This is a genomic window from Rhodococcus sp. IEGM 1370, assembly GCF_033142325.1.
GTDB lineage: Bacteria > Actinomycetota > Actinomycetes > Mycobacteriales > Mycobacteriaceae > Rhodococcoides.
Genome location: NZ_JAWLRY010000015.1, coordinates 76751 through 96360, shown reverse-complemented (window position 1 = coordinate 96360; position 19610 = coordinate 76751). Strand labels below are relative to the sequence as shown.

General features: G+C 65.2%; 18 protein-coding genes and 1 tRNA gene. 9 read left to right on the top strand and 10 right to left on the bottom strand.

Annotation, left to right across the window (positions count from 1 at the left end; translation table 11 throughout):
- Positions 1–21 precede the first annotated feature (21 nt).
- The 6 genes from R4P47_RS18015 to R4P47_RS17990 all read left to right on the top strand — a co-directional run bounded on the left by R4P47_RS18015 (position 22) and on the right by R4P47_RS17990 (position 4552).
- Positions 22–94 (top strand) — tRNA-Arg (locus R4P47_RS18015).
- A 60-nt stretch (positions 95–154) separates the two neighbouring features.
- Complete coding sequence (locus R4P47_RS18010; protein WP_317785338.1) at positions 155–1039, top strand: hypothetical protein; 885 nt, start codon at positions 155–157, stop codon at positions 1037–1039.
- Positions 1040–1053: 14 nt separating this feature from the next.
- Complete coding sequence (locus tag R4P47_RS18005; protein WP_317785337.1) at positions 1054–1641, top strand: class I SAM-dependent methyltransferase; 588 nt, start codon at positions 1054–1056, stop codon at positions 1639–1641.
- A gap of 71 nt (positions 1642–1712) precedes the next feature.
- Positions 1713–3056 (top strand): DUF2254 domain-containing protein, encoded by a 1344-nt coding sequence (locus tag R4P47_RS18000; RefSeq protein ID WP_317785336.1) that lies wholly within the window; start codon positions 1713–1715, stop codon positions 3054–3056.
- Positions 3057–3091: 35 nt separating this feature from the next.
- Positions 3092–3625, top strand: a complete 534-nt coding sequence (locus tag R4P47_RS17995) for a MarR family transcriptional regulator (RefSeq protein WP_317785335.1) — start codon at positions 3092–3094, stop codon at positions 3623–3625.
- A 102-nt stretch (positions 3626–3727) separates the two neighbouring features.
- Positions 3728–4552, top strand: a complete 825-nt coding sequence (locus R4P47_RS17990; RefSeq protein WP_317785334.1) for a hypothetical protein — start codon at positions 3728–3730, stop codon at positions 4550–4552.
- A gap of 11 nt (positions 4553–4563) precedes the next feature.
- On the opposite strand, the gene R4P47_RS17985 is transcribed toward R4P47_RS17990, so the two are convergent.
- From R4P47_RS17985 to R4P47_RS17955, 7 genes are all read right to left on the bottom strand, one after another.
- Positions 4564–5340, bottom strand: coding sequence for an enoyl-CoA hydratase (locus R4P47_RS17985; RefSeq protein ID WP_149408040.1), 777 nt, complete (start codon positions 5338–5340; stop codon positions 4564–4566).
- A complete protein-coding gene (gene mmsB, locus R4P47_RS17980; RefSeq protein ID WP_317534202.1) occupies positions 5337–6245 on the bottom strand; it encodes a 3-hydroxyisobutyrate dehydrogenase in 909 nt (302 codons plus the stop codon). Before mmsB ends, R4P47_RS17985 begins: the two co-directional genes overlap by 4 nt.
- Positions 6242–7300, bottom strand: coding sequence for an enoyl-CoA hydratase/isomerase family protein (locus R4P47_RS17975; protein WP_317549848.1), 1059 nt, complete (start codon positions 7298–7300; stop codon positions 6242–6244). The genes mmsB and R4P47_RS17975 overlap by 4 nt, the downstream gene beginning before the upstream one ends.
- Positions 7297–8436, bottom strand: coding sequence for an isobutyryl-CoA dehydrogenase (locus tag R4P47_RS17970; protein WP_269595634.1), 1140 nt, complete (start codon positions 8434–8436; stop codon positions 7297–7299). Before R4P47_RS17970 ends, R4P47_RS17975 begins: the two co-directional genes overlap by 4 nt.
- A 7-nt stretch (positions 8437–8443) precedes the next feature.
- A complete protein-coding gene (locus tag R4P47_RS17965; RefSeq protein WP_317785333.1) occupies positions 8444–9952 on the bottom strand; it encodes a CoA-acylating methylmalonate-semialdehyde dehydrogenase in 1509 nt (502 codons plus the stop codon).
- Between the two features lie 77 nt (positions 9953–10029).
- Entirely contained in the window at positions 10030–10782 is a 753-nt protein-coding gene (locus R4P47_RS17960) for an SWIM zinc finger family protein (protein ID WP_317534199.1), read from the bottom strand.
- The gene (locus tag R4P47_RS17955; protein ID WP_317785332.1) at positions 10782–13613 is read right to left on the bottom strand and encodes a DEAD/DEAH box helicase; all 2832 of its coding nucleotides are present in this window, start codon (positions 13611–13613) and stop codon (positions 10782–10784) included. The genes R4P47_RS17960 and R4P47_RS17955 overlap by 1 nt, the downstream gene beginning before the upstream one ends.
- A gap of 79 nt (positions 13614–13692) precedes the next feature.
- Here R4P47_RS17955 and R4P47_RS17950 point away from each other — a divergent pair, with 79 nt between their 5' ends.
- The 3 genes from R4P47_RS17950 to R4P47_RS17940 all read left to right on the top strand — a co-directional run bounded on the left by R4P47_RS17950 (position 13693) and on the right by R4P47_RS17940 (position 16256).
- Positions 13693–14598, top strand: a complete 906-nt coding sequence (locus R4P47_RS17950) for an NADP-dependent oxidoreductase (RefSeq protein ID WP_317785331.1) — start codon at positions 13693–13695, stop codon at positions 14596–14598.
- 97 nt (positions 14599–14695) lie between these two features.
- Entirely contained in the window at positions 14696–15418 is a 723-nt protein-coding gene (locus R4P47_RS17945; protein ID WP_317785330.1) for an HNH endonuclease family protein, read from the top strand.
- Between the two features lie 10 nt (positions 15419–15428).
- Positions 15429–16256: a shikimate 5-dehydrogenase gene (locus R4P47_RS17940; RefSeq protein WP_094669477.1), complete on the top strand. Its 828-nt coding sequence runs from the start codon at positions 15429–15431 to the stop codon at positions 16254–16256.
- 1 nt (position 16257) lies between these two features.
- Here R4P47_RS17940 and nagB read toward each other — a convergent pair whose 3' ends face one another.
- Genes nagB through R4P47_RS17925 form a run of 3 tightly spaced genes read right to left on the bottom strand, consistent with a single transcriptional unit; the run spans position 16258 to position 19532 of the window.
- Complete coding sequence (gene nagB, locus R4P47_RS17935; protein ID WP_317534196.1) at positions 16258–17103, bottom strand: glucosamine-6-phosphate deaminase; 846 nt, start codon at positions 17101–17103, stop codon at positions 16258–16260.
- Positions 17104–18288 (bottom strand): N-acetylglucosamine-6-phosphate deacetylase, encoded by a 1185-nt coding sequence (locus R4P47_RS17930; RefSeq protein ID WP_317534195.1) that lies wholly within the window; start codon positions 18286–18288, stop codon positions 17104–17106.
- Complete coding sequence (locus tag R4P47_RS17925; protein ID WP_068048343.1) at positions 18285–19532, bottom strand: PTS transporter subunit EIIC; 1248 nt, start codon at positions 19530–19532, stop codon at positions 18285–18287. The genes R4P47_RS17930 and R4P47_RS17925 overlap by 4 nt, the downstream gene beginning before the upstream one ends.
- Between the last annotated feature and the right edge of the window lie 78 nt (positions 19533–19610).

The following is a 19610-nucleotide window of genomic DNA, read 5'->3' as shown; positions in this document are numbered from 1 at the left end:
GCACACCGGTTCGTCCGGTGCGCCCCCGTAGCTCAGGGGATAGAGCGTTCGCCTCCGGAGCGAAAGGCCGCAGGTTCGAATCCTGCCGGGGGCACACATCTTTCACGCATGTCGCCGTCGTACGGTGGCTGCTCGAACGAGACGGTGGACTTCGATGTCCGAGAATCTCCCCCGAGTCGAGACCGTCGTCGACGACCTGTACTCACTCCCTCCCGCTGATTTCGTCTCGCATCGTGCGGCATACGTAACCCGGTTCAAGAAGGCCGGCGACAAGGTCGGTGCCACCCGAATCGGTGCCCTGCGCAAGCCCACGGTCGTGGCGTGGTTGGTGAACACCCTGGCTCGCCGAGACGAATCGGCTCTGGCGGAACTGTTCGATCTGGGTGAGCAACTCGAACGAGCCCAGCAGCGCGGCGACGGCCCCCGACTGCGTGAATTGTCCACTGCCCGAAGCACTTCGATACGCGCCCTGACCGATCGAGCGTTCTCGCTGGGACGTGACCTCGGGGCGACCGTCGGCGACAACGCTGCCCGCGAGGTCTCCAACACCCTGAACGCGGCGATGGCCGATGCGGAGATACGCGACCGCGTCCGCGCGGGCAGAACCGTGGTGGCCGAAACGTACAGCGGCTTCGGGCCTGCGCTGCTCTCGATCGTTCCGGACTCTCCCGACGATGACGATGACGGCGATGACGACCCGGTTTCTCCCGAGGTCGAGGACGAACAGCAGAAAACCGACGAAGTCGAACGGAACCGACTGCTCGCCGAACTCGAGTCGGCCGAATCCGATCTCGATACCGCGCGAACCGAAGTCGACGAAGCCCAAGCGGACACCGAACGAAAAGCGTCCGAACTACGCAGCGCTGCAGAAGAAATCGAGCGAATCGAGACCGAGCTGAAGGCTGCCGGAGCCCGAGCGCAGGCTGCGCGAGAAGCACACGAGGCCAGTGTCGAACGGGCGGAGTCGACGGCGGCGGCACTAGAGGCGGCCCGCATCCGCGTGGCCGAAGCCCGGTCGGCCCTCGACTCCCTGACCTGACCTACCCTGGCGGGGTGACCACACGCTGGCAAGCCGAGAACTCCGCAGACGATTCCGCGCGCTACATCGAGCGATTCGACCGCCTGGCCGAACGCGGCGTGGATCTGCACGGCGAGGCCCGCATGGTCGACGCGGTGGTCTCCCCCGCGTCGGGCATTCTCGATGCCGGATGCGGGACCGGCCGCCTCGGTGTCGAGTTGGCCCGACGCGGACATCGTGTGACCGCAGTGGATCTCGATCCCGTTCTGGCCGAGGCCGCGCGAGCGCATCCCGAACTCGACGTCCACGTCGCCGATCTGACGACGCTCGATCTGGGACGGACGTTCGACGCGGCCGTGGCAGCGGGCAACGTACTCGTCTTCATGAAGCCCGGTACCGAACGCACTGCGCTCCAACGCATCTGGGCACACCTGACCGAAGGCGGAGTGTTCGTCACCGGATTCGCCACCGATCGGGAGTACACCGTGGACATGCTCGACGAGGATCTGGCGGCGGTCGGCTTCGACCTCGAGCACCGATTCTCGACGTGGGATCTGCGGCCGTGGCGCACCGACGCGGACTGGGCGGTCACCGTTGCACGAAAGCCGGCCCTGCTGGCCTGACACGGCCTGAATCGAGCGACGGGATTCGATACCGAGGGTTGATTCGGACGCCTACGGGAAGACTGTGCGTCATGAAGGAACACATGGCGAAGCTGCGGGAATCGTTCTGGTTCATTCCCGCCGTCCTCGGGGTTGTCGCACTCGTCCTCGCGCAGGCTCTGGTGAGTCTCGATCGCTATCTGCTCGATACCCGGGTCGATCTGACGGGTTCGCTGCTCTACCACGTGGGTGCCAGTGGCAGCCGAGACATCCTCGGTGCCATCGGCGGGTCCATGCTCGGCGTGGCTGCGACGTCGTTCTCCATCACCATCTCCGTCCTCGCCACCGCCAGTTCCTCGTACGGCCCCCGCCTGGTGCGCAATTTCATGGCCGATCGCGGCAACCAGGTGGTGCTCGGCATCTTCGGTGCCACGTTCCTGTACTCGCTGATGGTGCTGCGGTCGATTCGATCGATCGAATCCGACGGCTCGGTCTTCGTGCCGGACATCGCCGTCAACGTTGCCGTCGCACTCGCGGTGGTCGACGTGGGTGTGCTCGTCTACTTCATTCATCACATCGCGCAGTCGATCCAGGTGGCGACGCTGTCCGGCCGCGTCCGAGACGAACTGTCGGAGTCCGTCGACGCGCTCTACCCGCCCGAGCAGCCCGCCGATGCGGCGTCGGCAGAGGGCATCGTCAAGCCGCCCGTCTACACGACGGTGCTGGCCGAGGAGTCCGGGGTGATCATCGACATCGACGAAGACGCAGTGCTGAACATCGTTGGCGACACCGACACCGTGATCGATGTTCATCGAGTGCCCGGTGAACATGTCGTTGCCGGTGAACCGCTCGCCGATGTTCTGGCCGATCGATCGGCGAACATCTCAGCCGACGCGGTCGGACGGGTTCGAGGGTCGTTCACCATCGGCACCAGTCGAACACCGCGGCACGACATCGCTTTCGCCGTCGAGCAGATGACCGAAATGGCTGTGCGCGCCCTGTCGACGGGCGTCAACGACCCGTACACGGCACGCAACGCCATCGACGATCTCACGGTCGGACTGGTCGCGGTCGTCCAGCGTCCCAGGCCCTCCCGTGCTCGGTGCGGCTCCGACGGCACCGTGCGGGTGATCACCCGCCGCGTCGCGGTTCCGTCACTGATCGACCATGCCCTCGATGCGGTGCGGATCTACGGCACCGGCAGCCCCATGGTGGTGCAGGCCGGAATTCGCCTCGCCGAGCGAGTGGGTCGTGCGGCACACGATTCCGAGAACGTCGACGCCGTACTGACTCAACTGGATTTGCTGGACCGCGCGTTGGCCTCCGGCGACACCGATACCGCCCGCACAGCCGAAGCCCGCGAGCAGATCTCGCTTGCCCGCGCCGCGATCACGGATCGGGTTCCGCTCGCAGTACCTCGCGTCGTCATTCGGTAGACGCCGCAACCGGACACCGTGGGAGGATGGTCGGTATGCCAGCACCGTCTCCGCTTCCCCTCGATCCCATTGCAGAGGCACACCGCCAGTGGACCAGACACGGATGGTCTGACGCCGCCGACGGTATGGCCGCAGTGACCTCGTTGATGCGCGCGCAGCAGATCATGCTCGCCCGAGTCGAGGAAGCGTTGAAGCCGACGGGACTGACCTTTTCGCGATACGAGCTGCTGACGTTGTTGACCTTCACCAAGAACGGGGCTCTGCCGATGGCGAAGGCGAGCGCACGTCTGCAGGTGCATCCCACGAGCGTGACCAACGCTGTCGATCGTCTCGAGTCCGTGGGATACGTTCGACGCATCCCGCATCCGAGCGATCGGCGCACCACACTGGTCGAAATCACCGAGCAGGGACGCACATTGGCCGTCGAGGCCACCGAGCGGTTGAACTCACTGGTGTTCGCACGCCCCGGTCTGGCACGGGACAAATTACTGGCGCTCGTTCGGATCTTGGCGGAACTCCGTTCGGATGCAGGCGATTTCGACAGTGACGAGATCACTACATCGTTCTGAGTTCGATCGTGACTCGTCACAAGACAATGGCACACCCGTACCGTTCGTGGTGCAATTGCTCCAGGAACAGGTCGGAGCCGATCTGCTGAAGGGCGGGGCGGGGTGCTGGTTTTGGGGGTCGGGGCGGGTGCGCACGGCGCACGCGCAATTCTGACGTATCTGGACAGCCCCCACCGCACACCCATCGTGTCCAGGACGGTGCGCCGAGCCCCGGGTCAGTCGCTGTCCACCACGATCGCCACCGGCGTCGACGCCATCCACTCCATCGCCGCGACGATGTCGCTCCCGGTTCAGTTCTCCGCCATCGCCTATCGGGTTGCCACCGATCCAGGCTCGGTCGCCACCAGCGGTACGTCCCGCACGGCCTCGCTCGTTCCGGAAACCGCTGCGCAGGTGCGCTATCTGCGTTTCATCGGGCTGGTGCCCAATCACGGCGTCACCGTGTTGTGCGATATCGGAAGCACCGGAACCACTGTCACCGTCATCGACCTGGCGTCCACTCGCACCCTCATGACGCGGCGAACGGCCACGTTCTGCGGCGACGATCTCGATCACTCGGTTCGGCGGCTGCTCTCGTCCAACGGTGTTCGTATCGGAATCGACGCCAGCCGGTCCATCAAGGAGCAGCTGAGCGTCGACTCCGTCGTCAGCACCACCGATCCATCCGGTGCCGCGCGGCATGTGCTGACCCGACGCGACTTCGACGATCTGATCGCCGGACCGGTGCGGTACGCGGGCATGCTGGTGGAGCAGACCATCGAATTGTCCGGTGCCAGACCGCAGTCCATCGTCGTGGTGGGCGGCGGCGCGAACATCACCTCGATCGCGCGGTCACTCGAGCTGCGAACCGGCCTGACGACGCTGGTGCCGTCGATGCCGGAGTTGGTCTCGGCCCGCGGGGCCGCCCTCCTGTCCCCCGACAGGTAGGATCGCCGGCCCTACCGGTGCTGGAAGTTCGGCGTTCGCTTCTCGATGAAGGCCGACATGCCTTCCTTCTGGTCCTCGGTGGCGAAGGTCGAGTGAAACACGCGGCGCTCGAACAGAACACCCTCGCGAAGGCTCGACTCGAACGATCGGTTCACTGCTTCCTTGGCCATCATGGCGACCGGCAGCGACATCTCGGCGATGGTGGTGGCGGTCGCGATGGCGTCGTCGAGGAGATCCGCGACCGGCACGATGCGCGAGACCAGCCCTGCTCGCTCGGCTTCCTCGACCTTCATGTTGCGACCGGTCAAGCACATCTCCATGGCCTTGGCCTTGCCCACTGCACGCGTCAGGCGCTGCGACCCGCCGATTCCCGGAATAACGCCGAGCTTGATCTCGGGTTGCCCGAATACCGCGGTGTCCGAGGCGATCAGAACGTCGCACAGCATCGCGAGTTCGCACCCGCCGCCGAGTGCATAACCGGACACCGCCGCGATCAACGGCGTTCGAGCCGATGCCAATCGGTCCCAGGCGGCGAAGAAGTCGTCGAGATACACGTCCATGTAGGACTTGGGCTGCATCTCCTTGATGTCGGCCCCGGCCGCGAAGGCCCGTTCGGAACCGGTGATGAGAATTGCACCGATGTCGGAGTCCGCGTCGAGTTCCTCGACCACCGAGACGACCTCGCGCATCAACTGGGAATTGAGCGCGTTCAACGCCTTGGGACGGTTGAGCGTGATGATGCCGACGCGTCCCCGACGTTCGAGCAGAATGGTCTCGTAGTCACTCACAGGTCTGCTCCGTTCGAGCGCTCGCGGATGTCGTTGATGATGCCGGAGAAGTCCACATCGGTGCCGCCCCCGGTTGTTTCCTTGAAGCGAGCGTACAACTCGGCCGCCCGTAGGCCCAGGACACCCTCGACACCGTTGTCGCGCAGTGCATTGGCGGCCAGGCCCAGATCTTTGTCCATGAGCGCCGCGGCGAAGCCGGGCTTGTACTCGTTGTTGGCGGGGCTCGTCGGTACGGGACCGGGCACCGGGCAATTGGTCGTCAGTGCCCAGCATTGACCGGACGCAGTCGAGGCCACGTCGAACAACGCCTGGTTGCTCAAGCCGAGTTTCTCCCCCAATACGAACGCCTCGCTGATGGCGATCATCGATACTCCGAGAATCATGTTGTTGCAGATCTTGGCTGCCTGGCCGTTGCCCGCTGCGCCGCAGTGCACCACCTTGCGACCCATGACGTCGAGAACTGCTGCAGCAGAGGCGAAATCCTCTTCGGAACCGCCCACCATGAATGTCAACGTTCCCGCCGCCGCTCCCCCGACACCACCGGAGACCGGTGCGTCCAGACTGCGGTGGCCTGCCTCGTGCACCAGCTTGTGCGCGGTGTGCGCGTCGGCGACGTCGATGGTCGAGGAGTCGATGAACAACGTGCCCGGCGCGGCAGCGGGCAGCAGGTCCGCGTACAACCCGAGTACCAGTTTGCCGTTGGGCAGCATCGTGATGACGATGTCGGCATCGGCGACGGCGGCCACGGCCGATTCGACCACGGTGACGCCGTCCTTCGTGGCCTGCTCGAGCGCGGCGGGCACCAGATCGAAGCCCTGCACCGTGTAGCCGGCCGCAGCCAGATTGGCGGCCATCGGTCCACCCATGTGGCCGAGGCCGATGAAGCCGATCGTCTTCTCGCTCATGACTGCTCACCTTCTGTGTGTGCGTTCGACAGGCCCAGTTCCGCGTCCCCGAGAGGTGCGAAGTACCGGTCGACGTCCTCGGGCGTGACGTCTGCCGACGTACGCGGTTGCCATTGCGGGTTGCGGTCCTTCTCGACCACCTGTGCTCGAATTCCTTCGACGAGATCGTGACTGCTCAGGGATGCGACCGACACGCGGTACTCCTCGTCGAGCACTGACTCCAGCGTCGGCAGCGTGGCCGCCCGGCGCAGCGACCTCAGCGTCACGGCCAGCGACACAGGCGATTTGGACGCGATGTCCTCTGCGGACTTCTGCGCCTCCGGCACCGTGCTGGCTGCCAGAGCGTCGACGATGCCCTGGACGTCGTCGCCTGCGTAGCACTCGTCGATCCATCCCTGCTGACCGGCAATCGTGGACTCCGGTGCCGGCTCGCTGAACGTCGCGACGGCCTCTCCGACGCTGACCGTCTCGAGTGCCGAGTAGAAGTCTTCCAGCTTGTCGGACGGGATGTAGTGATCGGCGAAACCGACTGCGATGGCGTCGCCGGCATTCATCCGCGCCGTGGTGAGCGCGAAGTGGGTGCCGATCTCGCCCGGGGCACGCGAAAGTAGGTACGTACCACCCACATCCGGAACGAAACCGATTCCGACCTCGGGCATCGCGATCTTCGATCGCTCGGTGACGATGCGAGTGTTGGCATGTGCCGAGAGCCCGACGCCTCCGCCCATGACGATGCCGTCCATGATGGCGACGAACGGCTTGGGGAATCGAGCGATCGCGGCGTTGAGGATGTACTCTTCGCGCCAGAAATCCTTGCTGCCGCTGCCACCGTCCTTGGCGTCGTGGTAGATGGAGACGATGTCTCCGCCTGCGCACAGTCCTCGCTCACCGGCTCCGGTCAGAAGGACGACATCGACAGCGTCGTCGGTTGCCCACTGCGCCAACGCCGGCGCGATCTCACGCACCATCGCATGATCGAGCGCATTGATCGCTTTGGGGCGGTTCAGGGTGATCCGACCGATTCCGCCGGAGACCTCGAGGATGACGTCGCTCATGCGGCACCCACGATCGAACGCGCCACAACCACTCGCATGATCTCGTTGGTCCCTTCCAGAATCTGGTGCACTCGGAGGTCACGAACGATCTTCTCGACGCCGTACTCGCTGAGGTAGCCGTACCCACCCAGCAGCTGCAACGCGCCGTTGGCGACCTCGAAACCGGTGTCGGTTCCGAAACGCTTCGCCATCGCGCACATCTCGACCTTGTCCGCAGCGTCGTTCTGCAACGCGTCCGCGGCCCGCCACAGCAGCGTGCGGGCGGCTTCGAGTTCGGTCTTGAAATCGGCCAGTCGGAACTGGAGCGCCTGTGCATCGAGCAACCGTGCCCCGAACGCCTTGCGCTCGGCGAGGTACGCAACGGCCTTGTCGAGGGCGGACTGCGCTCCGCCGATCGAGCACGCGGCGATGTTGATGCGTCCGCCGTTGAGTCCGTTCATGGCGATACGGAACCCGTCGCCCTCGTTGCCGAGCAGATTCTCGGCCGGAATGCGGACTCCTTCGAGAACGACCTGCCGGGTGGGTTGAGCGTTCCACCCCATCTTCTTCTCGTTGGCTCCGAAGGACAGTCCCGCCGAGTCCTTCGGCACGATGAACGCGGAGATGCCACGAGGGCCCGGTGCACCGGTGCGCGCCATGACGACGTACACCTCGGAAGTGCCTGCGCCGGAGATGAATTGCTTGACGCCGTCCAACACGTATTCGTCACCGTCGCGCACCGCCTTGGTGCCGAGCATCGCGGCATCCGATCCCGCGCCTGGCTCGGTGAGGCAGTAGCTGCCCAGCTGATCCATCGTGCACAGGCCCGGCAGCCAACGCTGCCTCTGCTCGTCGGTTCCGTAGGTGTCGATCATCCAGGCGACCATGTTGTGAATGGAGATGTATGCCGCGATGGACGGGTCACCGGTGGCCAGCTGCTCGAAGATCCGCACCGAATCGACTCTGGTCAGACCCGATCCGCCCACGTCCTCGCGAATGTAGATGCCGCCCATTCCCAGTCCCGCTGCCTTGCGCAGCACGTCCACGGGGAAATGCTTGCTCTGGTCCCATTCGATCGCGTTCGGGGCCAGAAACTCGTCGGCGAATTCACGAGCGGTGTCGTTGATCGCCCGCTCGTCCTCGTTCAATGTGAACATCGCCGAATCAGTCCATGTTCGGAATGACGAAGTGATTCTGTGCCGCAGCCTCTTTGGTGCCCGACGGCCAGCGCTGCGTGACGGTCTTGGTCTTGGTGTAGAAGCGGATCGAATCGGGTCCGTGCTGGTTCAGATCACCGAATCCCGAACGCTTCCAACCACCGAACGTGTGGTACGCGATCGGTACCGGAATCGGCACGTTGACCCCGACCATGCCCACCTGGACGCGGGAGCAGAAATCGCGTGCAGTGTCGCCGTCACGGGTGAAAATGGACACGCCGTTGCCGTATTCGTGCTCGGTGGGCAGGCGCAGCGCGTCCTCGTAGTCCTTCGCACGAACGACGATCAGGACGGGCCCGAAGATCTCTTCCTTGTAGATCCGCATGTCGGTCGTCACTCTGTCGAACAGTGTGGCGCCCGCGAAGAATCCACCCTCGTGGCCTTCGAGGCTGAAACCGCGCCCGTCGACGACCAACTCGGCACCCTCGTCGACACCGATCTGGGTGTAGTCGTTGACGCGCTTCAACGCATCGCTACCCACGAGCGGGCCGAAATCCGCGTCCTCGTCGTCGGAGCGACCGATCTTCAGCTTCGCCACCCGCTCGGTGAGCTTGGCGACGAGCGCATCCGCGGTCTCTTCACCCACCGGAACCGCGACGGAAATGGCCATGCAACGCTCGCCCGCGGAACCGTAGGCGGCACCGAGAAGGGCGTCGGCGACCTCGTCGAGATCGGCGTCGGGCATCACCAGGGCGTGGTTCTTGGCTCCACCGAAGCACTGTGCGCGCTTGCCGTGTTTCGCTGCGGTCTCGTAGATGTACTGCGCGATGGGAGTCGAGCCGACGAACCCGATCGCCTTGACGCGGTCGTCGGTGAGCAGTACGTCGACGGCGGTCTTGTCACCGTTGACGACGTTGAACACACCCGGCGGCAGTCCTGCTTCGAGGAAGAGCTCGGCGAGCTTGAGCGGGACGGACGGGTCGCGCTCGGAGGGCTTCAGGATGAACGCGTTTCCGCAGGCGATGGCCGGGCCGGCCTTCCACAGGGGAATCATCGCGGGGAAGTTGAACGGGGTGATTCCGGCTACGACGCCGAGCGGCTGACGCATCGAGTAGACGTCGATTCCGCCGCCTGCACCCTCGGTGTACTCACCCTTGAGCAAATGCGGGACGCCGACGGCGAACTCCACGACCTCGACGCCGCGCTGGATGTCGCCCTTGGCGTCGGCGATCGTCTTGCCGTGCTCGGAGGACAGCAGGCGGGCCAGTTCCTCGGTGTCGCGAGTGACGAGCGCCAGGAACTTCATCAGGACTCGCGCTCGGCGCTGCGGGTTCCACTTGGCCCATTCACGTTGGGCCTGTTCGGCATCGGCGATGACGGCCTCGACCTCGGATACGTCGGCCAGGGGAACACGGGCCTGAACCTCGCCGGTGTTGGGGTCGAACACGTCCCCGAAGTTTCCGGAGGTGCCGGCGACATACTTGCCGCCGATGAAGTGCGTGAGTTCGCGAGCCATGGAGTTTGTCCGTCCTCGAGCGTGGAAGTGAAGTACGCCCATCCTATAGTCGGATGTCCACGTAAGTCCAGAAGTCGTCACATTCGGTCGTAGAACTGCCTCAGATCGGCACCGGCGCGACTGACCTCGGCCTCGGAGGAGCCGTCGGCGCGGAAGATTCGACGCAGGATCAACGGATCGAGATCGTCCATCGCGGGAGCGAACGACACCTGGGGAAGTTCGGGGAACGACGCGCGATCGCCGAACCAGTCATCGGGGTCGAACTCGTCGTCCCCGTCGCCGACGCCCTCGATCAGTTGATCGAGATCGACTCCACGCAGCGTCAGGATGGTGGCGGCGGATGCGTCGATGTGCTCAGCGGCGATGTACATCAGAGCCGCCGCGTGTTTGCAGGGCCACCCGTCGTCGGGGCACGTGCAGTCGAAATCGAGCTGCCCCTTGTCGTGCGGCAGCAACACCGACGCCAGCGCCTGCGGGATCGCGTTGGAGGCCAACTCGGCCAGCATCCCAGGATTCGATCGCACCCGATCGACGAGCGCGGCCACTTCACCCTTCGTCAGTGGATCCACGGTGACCGAGGCCGAGAACGGCTCGAGCTGACTGCCCTGCACCTCGCCGTATATCTGCCCGCGCTCGACCCCGAGAGTGAGCACCTGCCCTTGGCGCGCATACGTTCTACCCCGAGCGATCCGGCCCGGATCCGCGAGGTCTTCCATGGCCGCCACGAAATGCCTGCCCCACCACGTCTGTCCGAAGGCACCGCGCTTGTTTCTGGACTCGATGCCGCCCTTGGCTTTTCGACGCTTGCCGTACTGCGAGAAGTCGACCATCACTCCCCCACCGCATCCTCGCTGAGGCGGAACAGTTCCTGGAGCTCCGCGGTGTCCATCTCGGTCACCCAGTTCTCGCCGGTGCCCACCGCCAGATTCGCCAGGTCCTGCTTGGAGACGAGCATCGAGTCGATCCGTTCCTCCACGGTGCCCACGCACAGCAGTTTGCGCACCTCGACGTTCTTGCGCTGCCCGATGCGGAAGGCCCGGTCCGTCGCTTGATTCTCCACCGCCGGATTCCACCAACGATCGAGATGAACAACATGGTTGGCGGCCGTGAGGTTCAACCCGGTGCCGCCGGCCTTGAGCGAGAGCATCATGATCGGTGGACCGTCGTCGCTCTGGAACTTCTCCACCATCTCGTCGCGCTTGGCCTTGCTCACCCCGCCGTGGAGGAACGGCACCTCGGTGCCGAACCGTTCGGCGAAGTACGGTGCCACGAGCTCACCGAACTCCCGGAACTGCGTGAACAACAACGCTTTCTCGTTGTCGCCGAGAATCGAGTCGAGCATGTCCTCGACCAAGCCGATCTTGCCGGAACGATGCTGCCCCCTCTTGAGCACCGGCGAGCCGTCGGACAGAAAATGGGCGGGGTGATTGCACACCTGTTTGAGGCGAGTCAGCGCGGACAGCACCGCGCCCTTGCGCTTCATGCCCTTCGCGTCGGCGATCTGCGCCATCATCTCGTCGACGACCGCCTTGTACAGCGCAGCCTGCTCGGCCGTGAGGTTGGCGCGCACGGTCATCTCGTTCTTCTCGGGCAGATCCGAGATGACCGTCGGATCGGTCTTGACACGGCGCAGAATGAACGGCGACGTGATGGCGCGCAGACGGGAAACCGCGTTCTCGTCGTTCTCGCGCTCGATCGGAACCGAGAATCGCTTTCGGAAATCCGACGGCCTACCGAGCATGCCCGGATTGGCGAAGTCGAGAATGGACCTCAGCTCGTCGAGACGATTCTCGACCGGCGTTCCGGTGAGCGCCAGCTTGTGATCCGCGGGGATCGCGAGCGCCGCCTTGGCCTGCACGGTGCCCGAGTTCTTGATGTGTTGCGCCTCGTCGAGGACCACACGACGCCACGTCTGCTCCGCCAGCTGCGCGCGATCCTTGGCCATCAGCGCGTACGTGGTGACGATCAGATCGTGCTCGGCGATCGCCCGGTCGAGCTCCTCGTCGCGTAGTCGCGTCGGACCGTGGTGTACCAGGACCCGCAGTGCCGGAGTGAATTTCGCCGCCTCACGCTGCCAGTTGCCGACCACCGACATCGGTGCCACCAGCAGCGTAGGCGTCGAACTCTTCTCGTACGCGAGCAGTGTCAGCACCTGCAGCGTCTTGCCCAGCCCCATGTCGTCGGCGAGTACCGCCCCGAGACCGAGCCGGCTCATGAACGCGAGCCAGTCGAGTCCGCGTTGCTGATAGGGCCGCAGAGTCGCGTTCACACCGTCGGGCACTGGGATCGTCTCCGGCACCGCACCGGGCTCGAGCAACGTGGCCGCCCATCCCGAGGCACGAATGTCCTGGACCGGAGCCGGCGGTGGGTCGGCCAGAGTCATCTCGCGCATCAGCGTGCTCAGCGCAGTCCCGTCGCCGTGATGCTCGGCGACGTACTTGGCGGCTCGCGCGAGCTGACCGCCGTCCGCGAGCACCCACTGACCGCGGAGCCGCACGAGATCGCCCTTCGAGACGGCGAGCCTGCTCATCTCCGCCTCGGTGAGCACCATGTCGCCGAGTTGGAGTTGCCAGTCGTAGGACACCAGTTCGTCCATGCCGACCGCCCGATCGGCTGCCGCTTTCGTCACCGCCGGTGAATCGACGCGCAATCTCATCGACGGATCGAGCCTCGTCCAGGCCCGGGGAAGCAGAACCGTGGTTCCGGTGGCCTGCAGTGCCGTCGCACCGTGTTCGACGAGATCGATGACCACCGACGTCGGAAGCAACAGGTCCAGGGTGCCTTCCTGCGACGGCAGATCGCGCAGTCTCGGGTACGCCGCCACGGCCTCACCGAGCTTGCGGACGGCGATGGAGAGCAGCGTGGCATCGACCTTGCGGCTCATCGGAACCGGTCGCGGCGCTTCGCCGTCCGCGCGCAGACACACCTGCAGCGTCCAGTACGACTCCACTGCTTCCTCGGAGGAACTGTCGACGGCGTCGTCGTCATCGGGTTCGAGCAGCCGGAGTACCAGCGAGGGTTCGTCGACGGTGAGGCTTCCGCGCCACTTCTCGAGCAACGTCGACATCTGTTGAGTGCCATCGGCATACGGGTCGTCGCGAACCAGAGCCGACAACAGTGGATGCTCCGAGTCGGGTCTACCCAGAACCGATCTGACGATCGGATCGGTGAGCTCCTCCACCATGTCGTCGAGAATCTTCTTGGGCCGCTCACCTGCGCGCTGCACCGACGGCATCGCGACGGCGAGTTCGCTGAGCCAGGCACGTTGACGCTCGCCCCCGACCAGACGCCACCGTGGCCACCACTGCCCGTCCATCAACTTCAGGGCCGGAACGACGCGACCGCCGCGGACCCAGCGTTCGATTCCGCGGGCGACATGCGCCAGGTAACGGAGGTCACCGGAGATCGCCGCGTGGTCCGGCGGCGTCCGCAACAGCAGATCGGCACCGTCGTGCGGGGCGAGTGCGATGGCCGGAACCTGCACCGGGGCCTGCGCGGTGGCGGCGCGTCCGGGTGCCGGAAACGACACCGCAGCACGGTGCCGAAACGTTCTGGTGAGCACGTGCGCGTGGGTCGGCGGCAAGTCGGGCTCATCCCCGGTGGTGATCTCGTCGTCCCACAGCATCAGCCCGGCACCGGGAGACCAGAGACCGTGCAGCATCGGTCCATCCAATCAGCAAGCACCGACAGACTTCAGGTGAGCGCTTCGAGCGAGTCGCTGGGTGAGGCACAGTATGTACATGATCGCGTACGGCTTCAGTGAATACGGCGGACCCGACACCGAATACCTTCTGGACCTACCCGTCGCCGAGCCGGGATCTGGCCAGATTCTCGTCGCGGTCCACGCCGCCGGCGTCAATCCCGCGGATTGGAAGGTGCGGGCGGGCAATCGCAAGGACACCGTGCCGATCACCCTGCCTGCGGTTCTCGGCCGGGAAGTATCGGGCACGGTCGTGTCGGCCGGTGCCGGTGTGGCCGACTTCTCGGTGGGCGACCACGTGTTCGGAGCCACCGCGTCGGGATACGGAGGCTATGCGCAGTACACCGTGCTCAACGCGTCGAGCACAGCCCACAAGCCCGAATCCGTGTCCTGGGCGGCCGCAGCCACTCTGCCGGTGGCCGCCGGGACCGCATACGACGCGCTGGCGCGGCTCGCCGTGGGCGCGGGTGATTCCATCCTGGTGCTCGGCGCGGGCGGCGGCGTGGGTTCGACCGTTCTGCAACTCGCGCGAGCCGACGGTATCGACGTTCTCGCAGTCGCGAGTACGGGCAAGCAGGAGTGGATCGAGAGCCTCGGAGCCGAATTTCTCGCGTCCGGCGCCGATTTTGTCGACTCGCTGTCACGACCGGTGAACGGCATCATCGATCTCGTCGGGGGCGAGAGCTTGCGCGCCGCGGCGACCGCTGTGACGGCGGGGATACCGATCGTCAGCGTTGCAGACCCGGTGCTCGCGGCGCAGTGGGGTGGTTCCGGTGTCGATCGCGACCGCACCACCTCGGCATTCGCGCGGCTGGCAGACCTGACCGCGTCGGGCATCATTCGTCCGCGTATCGACCATGTGTTCCCGCTCGAGCGTGCGGGTGAGGCTCTCGCCCTGGTCGAGGACGGGCACGTGCTCGGCAAGGTCGTGGTCGAGGTTCGCTGATGCCGGGTTCGCGGGAGCGGAGAACTGTCGGTGCGTTCCGGCACACTGCTATGACAAGGAACGACGACCGAGTACCGAGATCGACGATGGGGCGTGCGTGAGAAAGCTGTGGGTGGCGGTACTGCTGGTGATCGCTGCGGCCGTGATGGCAGTGTTCGGCTCGTGCGACCGGCCCATCGTCCCCGGTTTCTCCCCCGCCGAACCCGCTCCGGGTAGTCCCACTCGCACTCAGGTCGAGCAGTTGCTCGCGCTGGTTCGCGTGGTCGCCGCCAGGCCCGACGCCCTCGGCTACGAGCGCGGATGCAAGAGCGGCGAAGGGTGTGTGTTCGGCCCGGCGTGGACGGACGACTACGACGGGCCGGGTGGTCACGACGGCTGCGGTACCCGCGACAACGTCCTGGCGCTGTCGATGACGGAAGTCGAGTTCCGGGCCGGCACCCGCGACTGCGTCGTGCTGTCGGGTTCGCTCGCAGATCCGTACTCCGGTGAGCCGATGCAGTTCACCAAGGCCGATGCCGGAAAGATTCAGATCGATCACGTCTACCCCCTGTCCGCCGCGTGGGACATGGGCGCGAACACGTGGTTGCCCGACAAGCGAATTCGGTTCGCCAACGACGTGGCGTTCAATCTGCTCGCGGTCAACGGAGCCGACAATCAGAGCAAGAGCGACAAGACACCCTCGCAATGGTTACCGCCGAACGAGGCCTACCACTGCTTCTATGCAGGAAAGTACTTGTCGGTCGCCGCCCAGTACGAGTTGCCGATCACCCAGGCCGATCAGGGTGTTCTCGCTTCGGTCGCCTCGACGTGCGCGGCGTAACGTCTCAGCGATGGCACCAGCACACGCGCGCAGCTTCCTCGACCGTGAGACACAGCTCTGCATGTCTTTGTCCGGCCGACCGAGCAACATCGGAACACGTTTCCACAACTACCTCTACGACGAGTTGGACCTGAATTTCGTCTACAAGGCGTTCACCACCACCGACCTCGCCGCAGCGGTGGGAGGCGTACGCGCGCTGGGCATTCGAGGCTGCGCCGTCTCCATGCCGTTCAAGGAAGATGTCATCGAATTGGTCGACGTGATGCACGAGTCCGCCAGCGCGATCGAATCCGTCAACACGATCGTCAACGAGAACGGCGTCCTGCACGCATACAACACCGACTACCAGGCCGTCGCGAACCTACTCGGCGCGAGTGGCTTCTCCACCGATTACTCGGTGGCGGTCACCGGCAGCGGCGGTATGGCCAAAGCTGTCGTTGCCGCGCTGCGGGATTCGGGTTACACCCGGGGTACCGTCGTCGCCCGCAACTCGAACACCGGCCCTGCCCTCGCCGAGACCTACGGCTACGACTGGTCCGCCGAAGCGGTGGGCGCAGACCTGCTGGTGAACGTGACCCCGGTGGGTATGGCCGGTGGACCGGACGCTGATTCGGCACCGTTCACCGACGAGCAGATCGACGCGGCGAAAGCCGTGTTCGACGTCGTCGCCATGCCGTCGGAGACGCCCCTGATCGTCGCCGCTCGGGCCGCCGACAAACCCGTGATCACCGGCGCTCAGGTCATCGCCCTGCAGGCGGCAGAACAGTTCGTCCTCTACACCGGAGTCCGGCCGTCGGACGAACAGATCGCGCGCGCATCGGAGTTCTCGCGCAGGTGACTCACAGGTGCTGCCACCGGGGCTTGTTGGCGTAGGCGTACCGGTAGTACTCCGCGAGTGCGAGCGACGACGCCGCGGCCTCGTCCAACAGCACCGTTGCGTGCGGGTGCCATTGAACGGCCGACGCCGGACAGTACGCCGACAGCGGTCCCTCGACGGCCGCCGCCACCGCGTCCGCTTTCGACTCCCCCGTTGCGATCAACACGAGGTGGCGCGCCTCGTCGATGGTGCCCAGCCCCTGCGTCAGTACGTGATGCGGTACGTCCTCGGGAGAATCGAAGAACCGGGCATTGTCGACGCGCGTCTGTTCGGTCAGCGTCTTCACCCGCGTCCGCGACTTCAGTGAAGATCCGGGCTCGTTGAAGCCGATGTGCCCGTCGGTGCCGATTCCGAGGATCTGGACATCGACGCCACCTGCGGCCGCGATCGCGGCGTCGTACCGCTGCGCCTCTGCCGCTATGTCGTCCGCTTCGCCGTCGGGCGAGAAGACCGCGGCGTCGTCCAGGTCGACGTGGTCGACGAAGTTGTCTCGAATGAACGAGAAGTACGACTGCTCAGCGGCTTTCGGCAGTCCGATGTACTCGTCGAGGAGGAAGGCACGACAGTGCGCGAACGACAGGCCGTCCTCCCGATGCCGCCGCGCCAATTCGCGATACGTGCCCACCGGGGTCGATCCGGTTGCGAGGCCCAGTACAGGAGTGGAGCCGGCGGAACGACCCAGGGGCGCAGGAGTGGAGCCGGCGGAACGGCACAGGTTGCCGGTGGAGCCGGCTCGTACTACTCGTTCGACGATGTCGGCGGCCGTTCGATCCACTGCGTCGACCCCCTCTAGGATCACTACCTCCATCTAGCTGTCCTCTCCGATTGCAGTTCCGCCTCTGATCACCTGCAGTGGCTCGAACGCCGCGTCGACCACCAGGACGTCGGCTCTCATGCCCTGTTCGAGGCAACCGATCTCGGAGTCGAGGCCGATCGAGGCTGCCGGAGTCGACGATGCAGCCCGCACGGCCTCGACCAGGGGCACGCCGGCGTCCAGCACGGCTCGGCGCACCAGGTCCAGCACGGTAGCGGTTCCGCCTGCAATCGGAGCGGTCTCGTTGTCTGCGTCGCGGGACAACCGTGCAACCGCGTGGTGGACGGTCACATCCAGTGGGCCGAGTCGATAGCGACCGTCCGGCATGCCGGCTGCGGCCATCGCGTCGGACACCAGCGCGATCCGTGCGCCGCCGACGAGATCGAACACCGCACGCACGGTCTCGTCGGCGAGATGCACTCCGTCGCCGATCAATTCGAGCACCATCACGCTGCGTGCCGCGGCCGCCAGGCACTCGCTCACCGGGCCCGGCGACCGATGATGCCAGGTCGGCATTCCGTTGAACAGGTGCGTTGCAGTCATGGGGCCGTTCCCCAACGACTCGATACCGCGTCGGGTGGTGAGCGCGTCGGCGTCCGTGTGCCCGATGCTCGGCAGTATTCCGTTCTCCCGCAACATCTCTGCGATGACCGCGAACCCGTCGATCTCGGGTGCCAGGGTCATCGACCGCACCGCGCCGCGGCCCGCGTCCAGTAGGTCGCGGAGCAGTCCGGGATCTCCACTGCGCAGCGAGGCCGGATCCTGTGCGCCGCAGCGTGCGACGGCGAGAAACGGCCCCTCGAGGTGGACGCCTGCGATGTCACCGGATTCGTACAGATCGGCCAACAGCGACGTCTGCGCGATCAGCCGATCCGGCGGTGCCGACACCAGTGAGGCGAGCATCGTCGTGGTCCCGCGAGAGCGGTGATGCCGTACCGCCGTCATGAGATCGACGGCCGGTGAATCCGGAAACGACGCCCCAGCTCCACCGTGGCAGTGCAGATCGACCAACCCGGGGAGGATCGTCGAATTCGTTTGCGGTACGGCCTCACCGGGCCACGCCGATGTCGGCCCGACCCACGAGATCCGGTCTCCCGTCGATGCGACGACGCCGTCCTCGATCACTCGGTCGCGCGTGACGACCCGTCCCCGGTGCGTCGTCGCAGTGGATGCGGTCATGCTCGATCGGGTTCGAGCACGGCGTCGTCCTCACGTCCGGGGGTGCGCAGGTTCCACTTCTTGATGACGAAGCTGAACAGGAAGTAGTAGATCACCGCGTACACCAGGCCGATCGGAATGAGGAGCCATGCCTTGGTGGCGATTCCGTAGTTCAGCAGGTAGTCGATGCCACCGGCGGAGAAGAAGAAGCCGTCGTGGATTCCGAGGGCATTGGTCAACGCCATCGAGGTTCCGGTCAACACTGCGTGGATGATGTAGAGCGGCCAGGCCACGAACATGAACGAGTATTCGAGCGGCTCGGTGATTCCGGTGACGAAGGCAGTCAGGCCGGTGGACAACATGATTCCGCCGACGATCTTCTTCTGCGACGGCTTGGCGTTGCGGTAGATCGCGAATGCCGCAGCGGGGAGGGCGAACATCATGATCGGGAAGAATCCGGTCATGAACACTCCGGCGGACGGGTCGCCGGCGAAGAACCGGTTCAGATCGCCGCGGACCAATTGACCGCTTGCATCCTGGTAGTCCCCCACCAGGAACCAGACGACGGAGTTCAGAATGTGGTGCAGCCCGGTGGGAATGAGCATGCGGTTGGCGAAGCCGTAGATTCCGCTGCCCACCACACTGTGGTCGGCGACGGTGTTGCCCACCCATTGTAGAGCGCTGTAGAAGAGTGGGTACACGAACGACATGATCACGGCGACGACGAGTCCGGTGATCGCCGTCATGATCGGCACCAGACGACGGCCGCTGAAGAAGCCGAGATAGTCCGGCAGCTTCTGGCGATAGAAACGCTGCCAGAGAATTGCCGAGAGCAGTCCGATGACGATTCCTGCCAACACGCCGTAGTCGATCACGGCCGGGTCACCGTTGGCATCGACCTCTCCGTCGAGCACGACCGGCGACATTGCCGTGAAGACGCCGTTCATCACCATGTAGCCGACCACCGCTGCGAGCGCGGTCGAACCATCGGACTTCTTGGCCCAGCCGATGGCGATACCGACCGCGAAGATGAGGGGAAGCCAGGTGAAAACCGACTGACCGGCGGCGGAGATGACCGCAGCAGTGGTCTCCAGTGCGCTGAATCTCCCCAGCAGGTCGTCCTGACCGAGCCGCAGGAGAATTCCGGCGGCAGGCAGAACAGCGATCGGCAGCATGAGGCTGCGACCGAACCGCTGCAGCCCGGCCAATGATCGTGATTCCTTCTTCGGCTCGGTATCGATCGAGTCCGTCTTCTTCGGGGTCATGGCGACCTTCTCTTCGAGGCTGGTCCTTCGAGGGCGATTTCGCTGTTGTGACCGGATGCCATCAGGGGTACTGTCCGG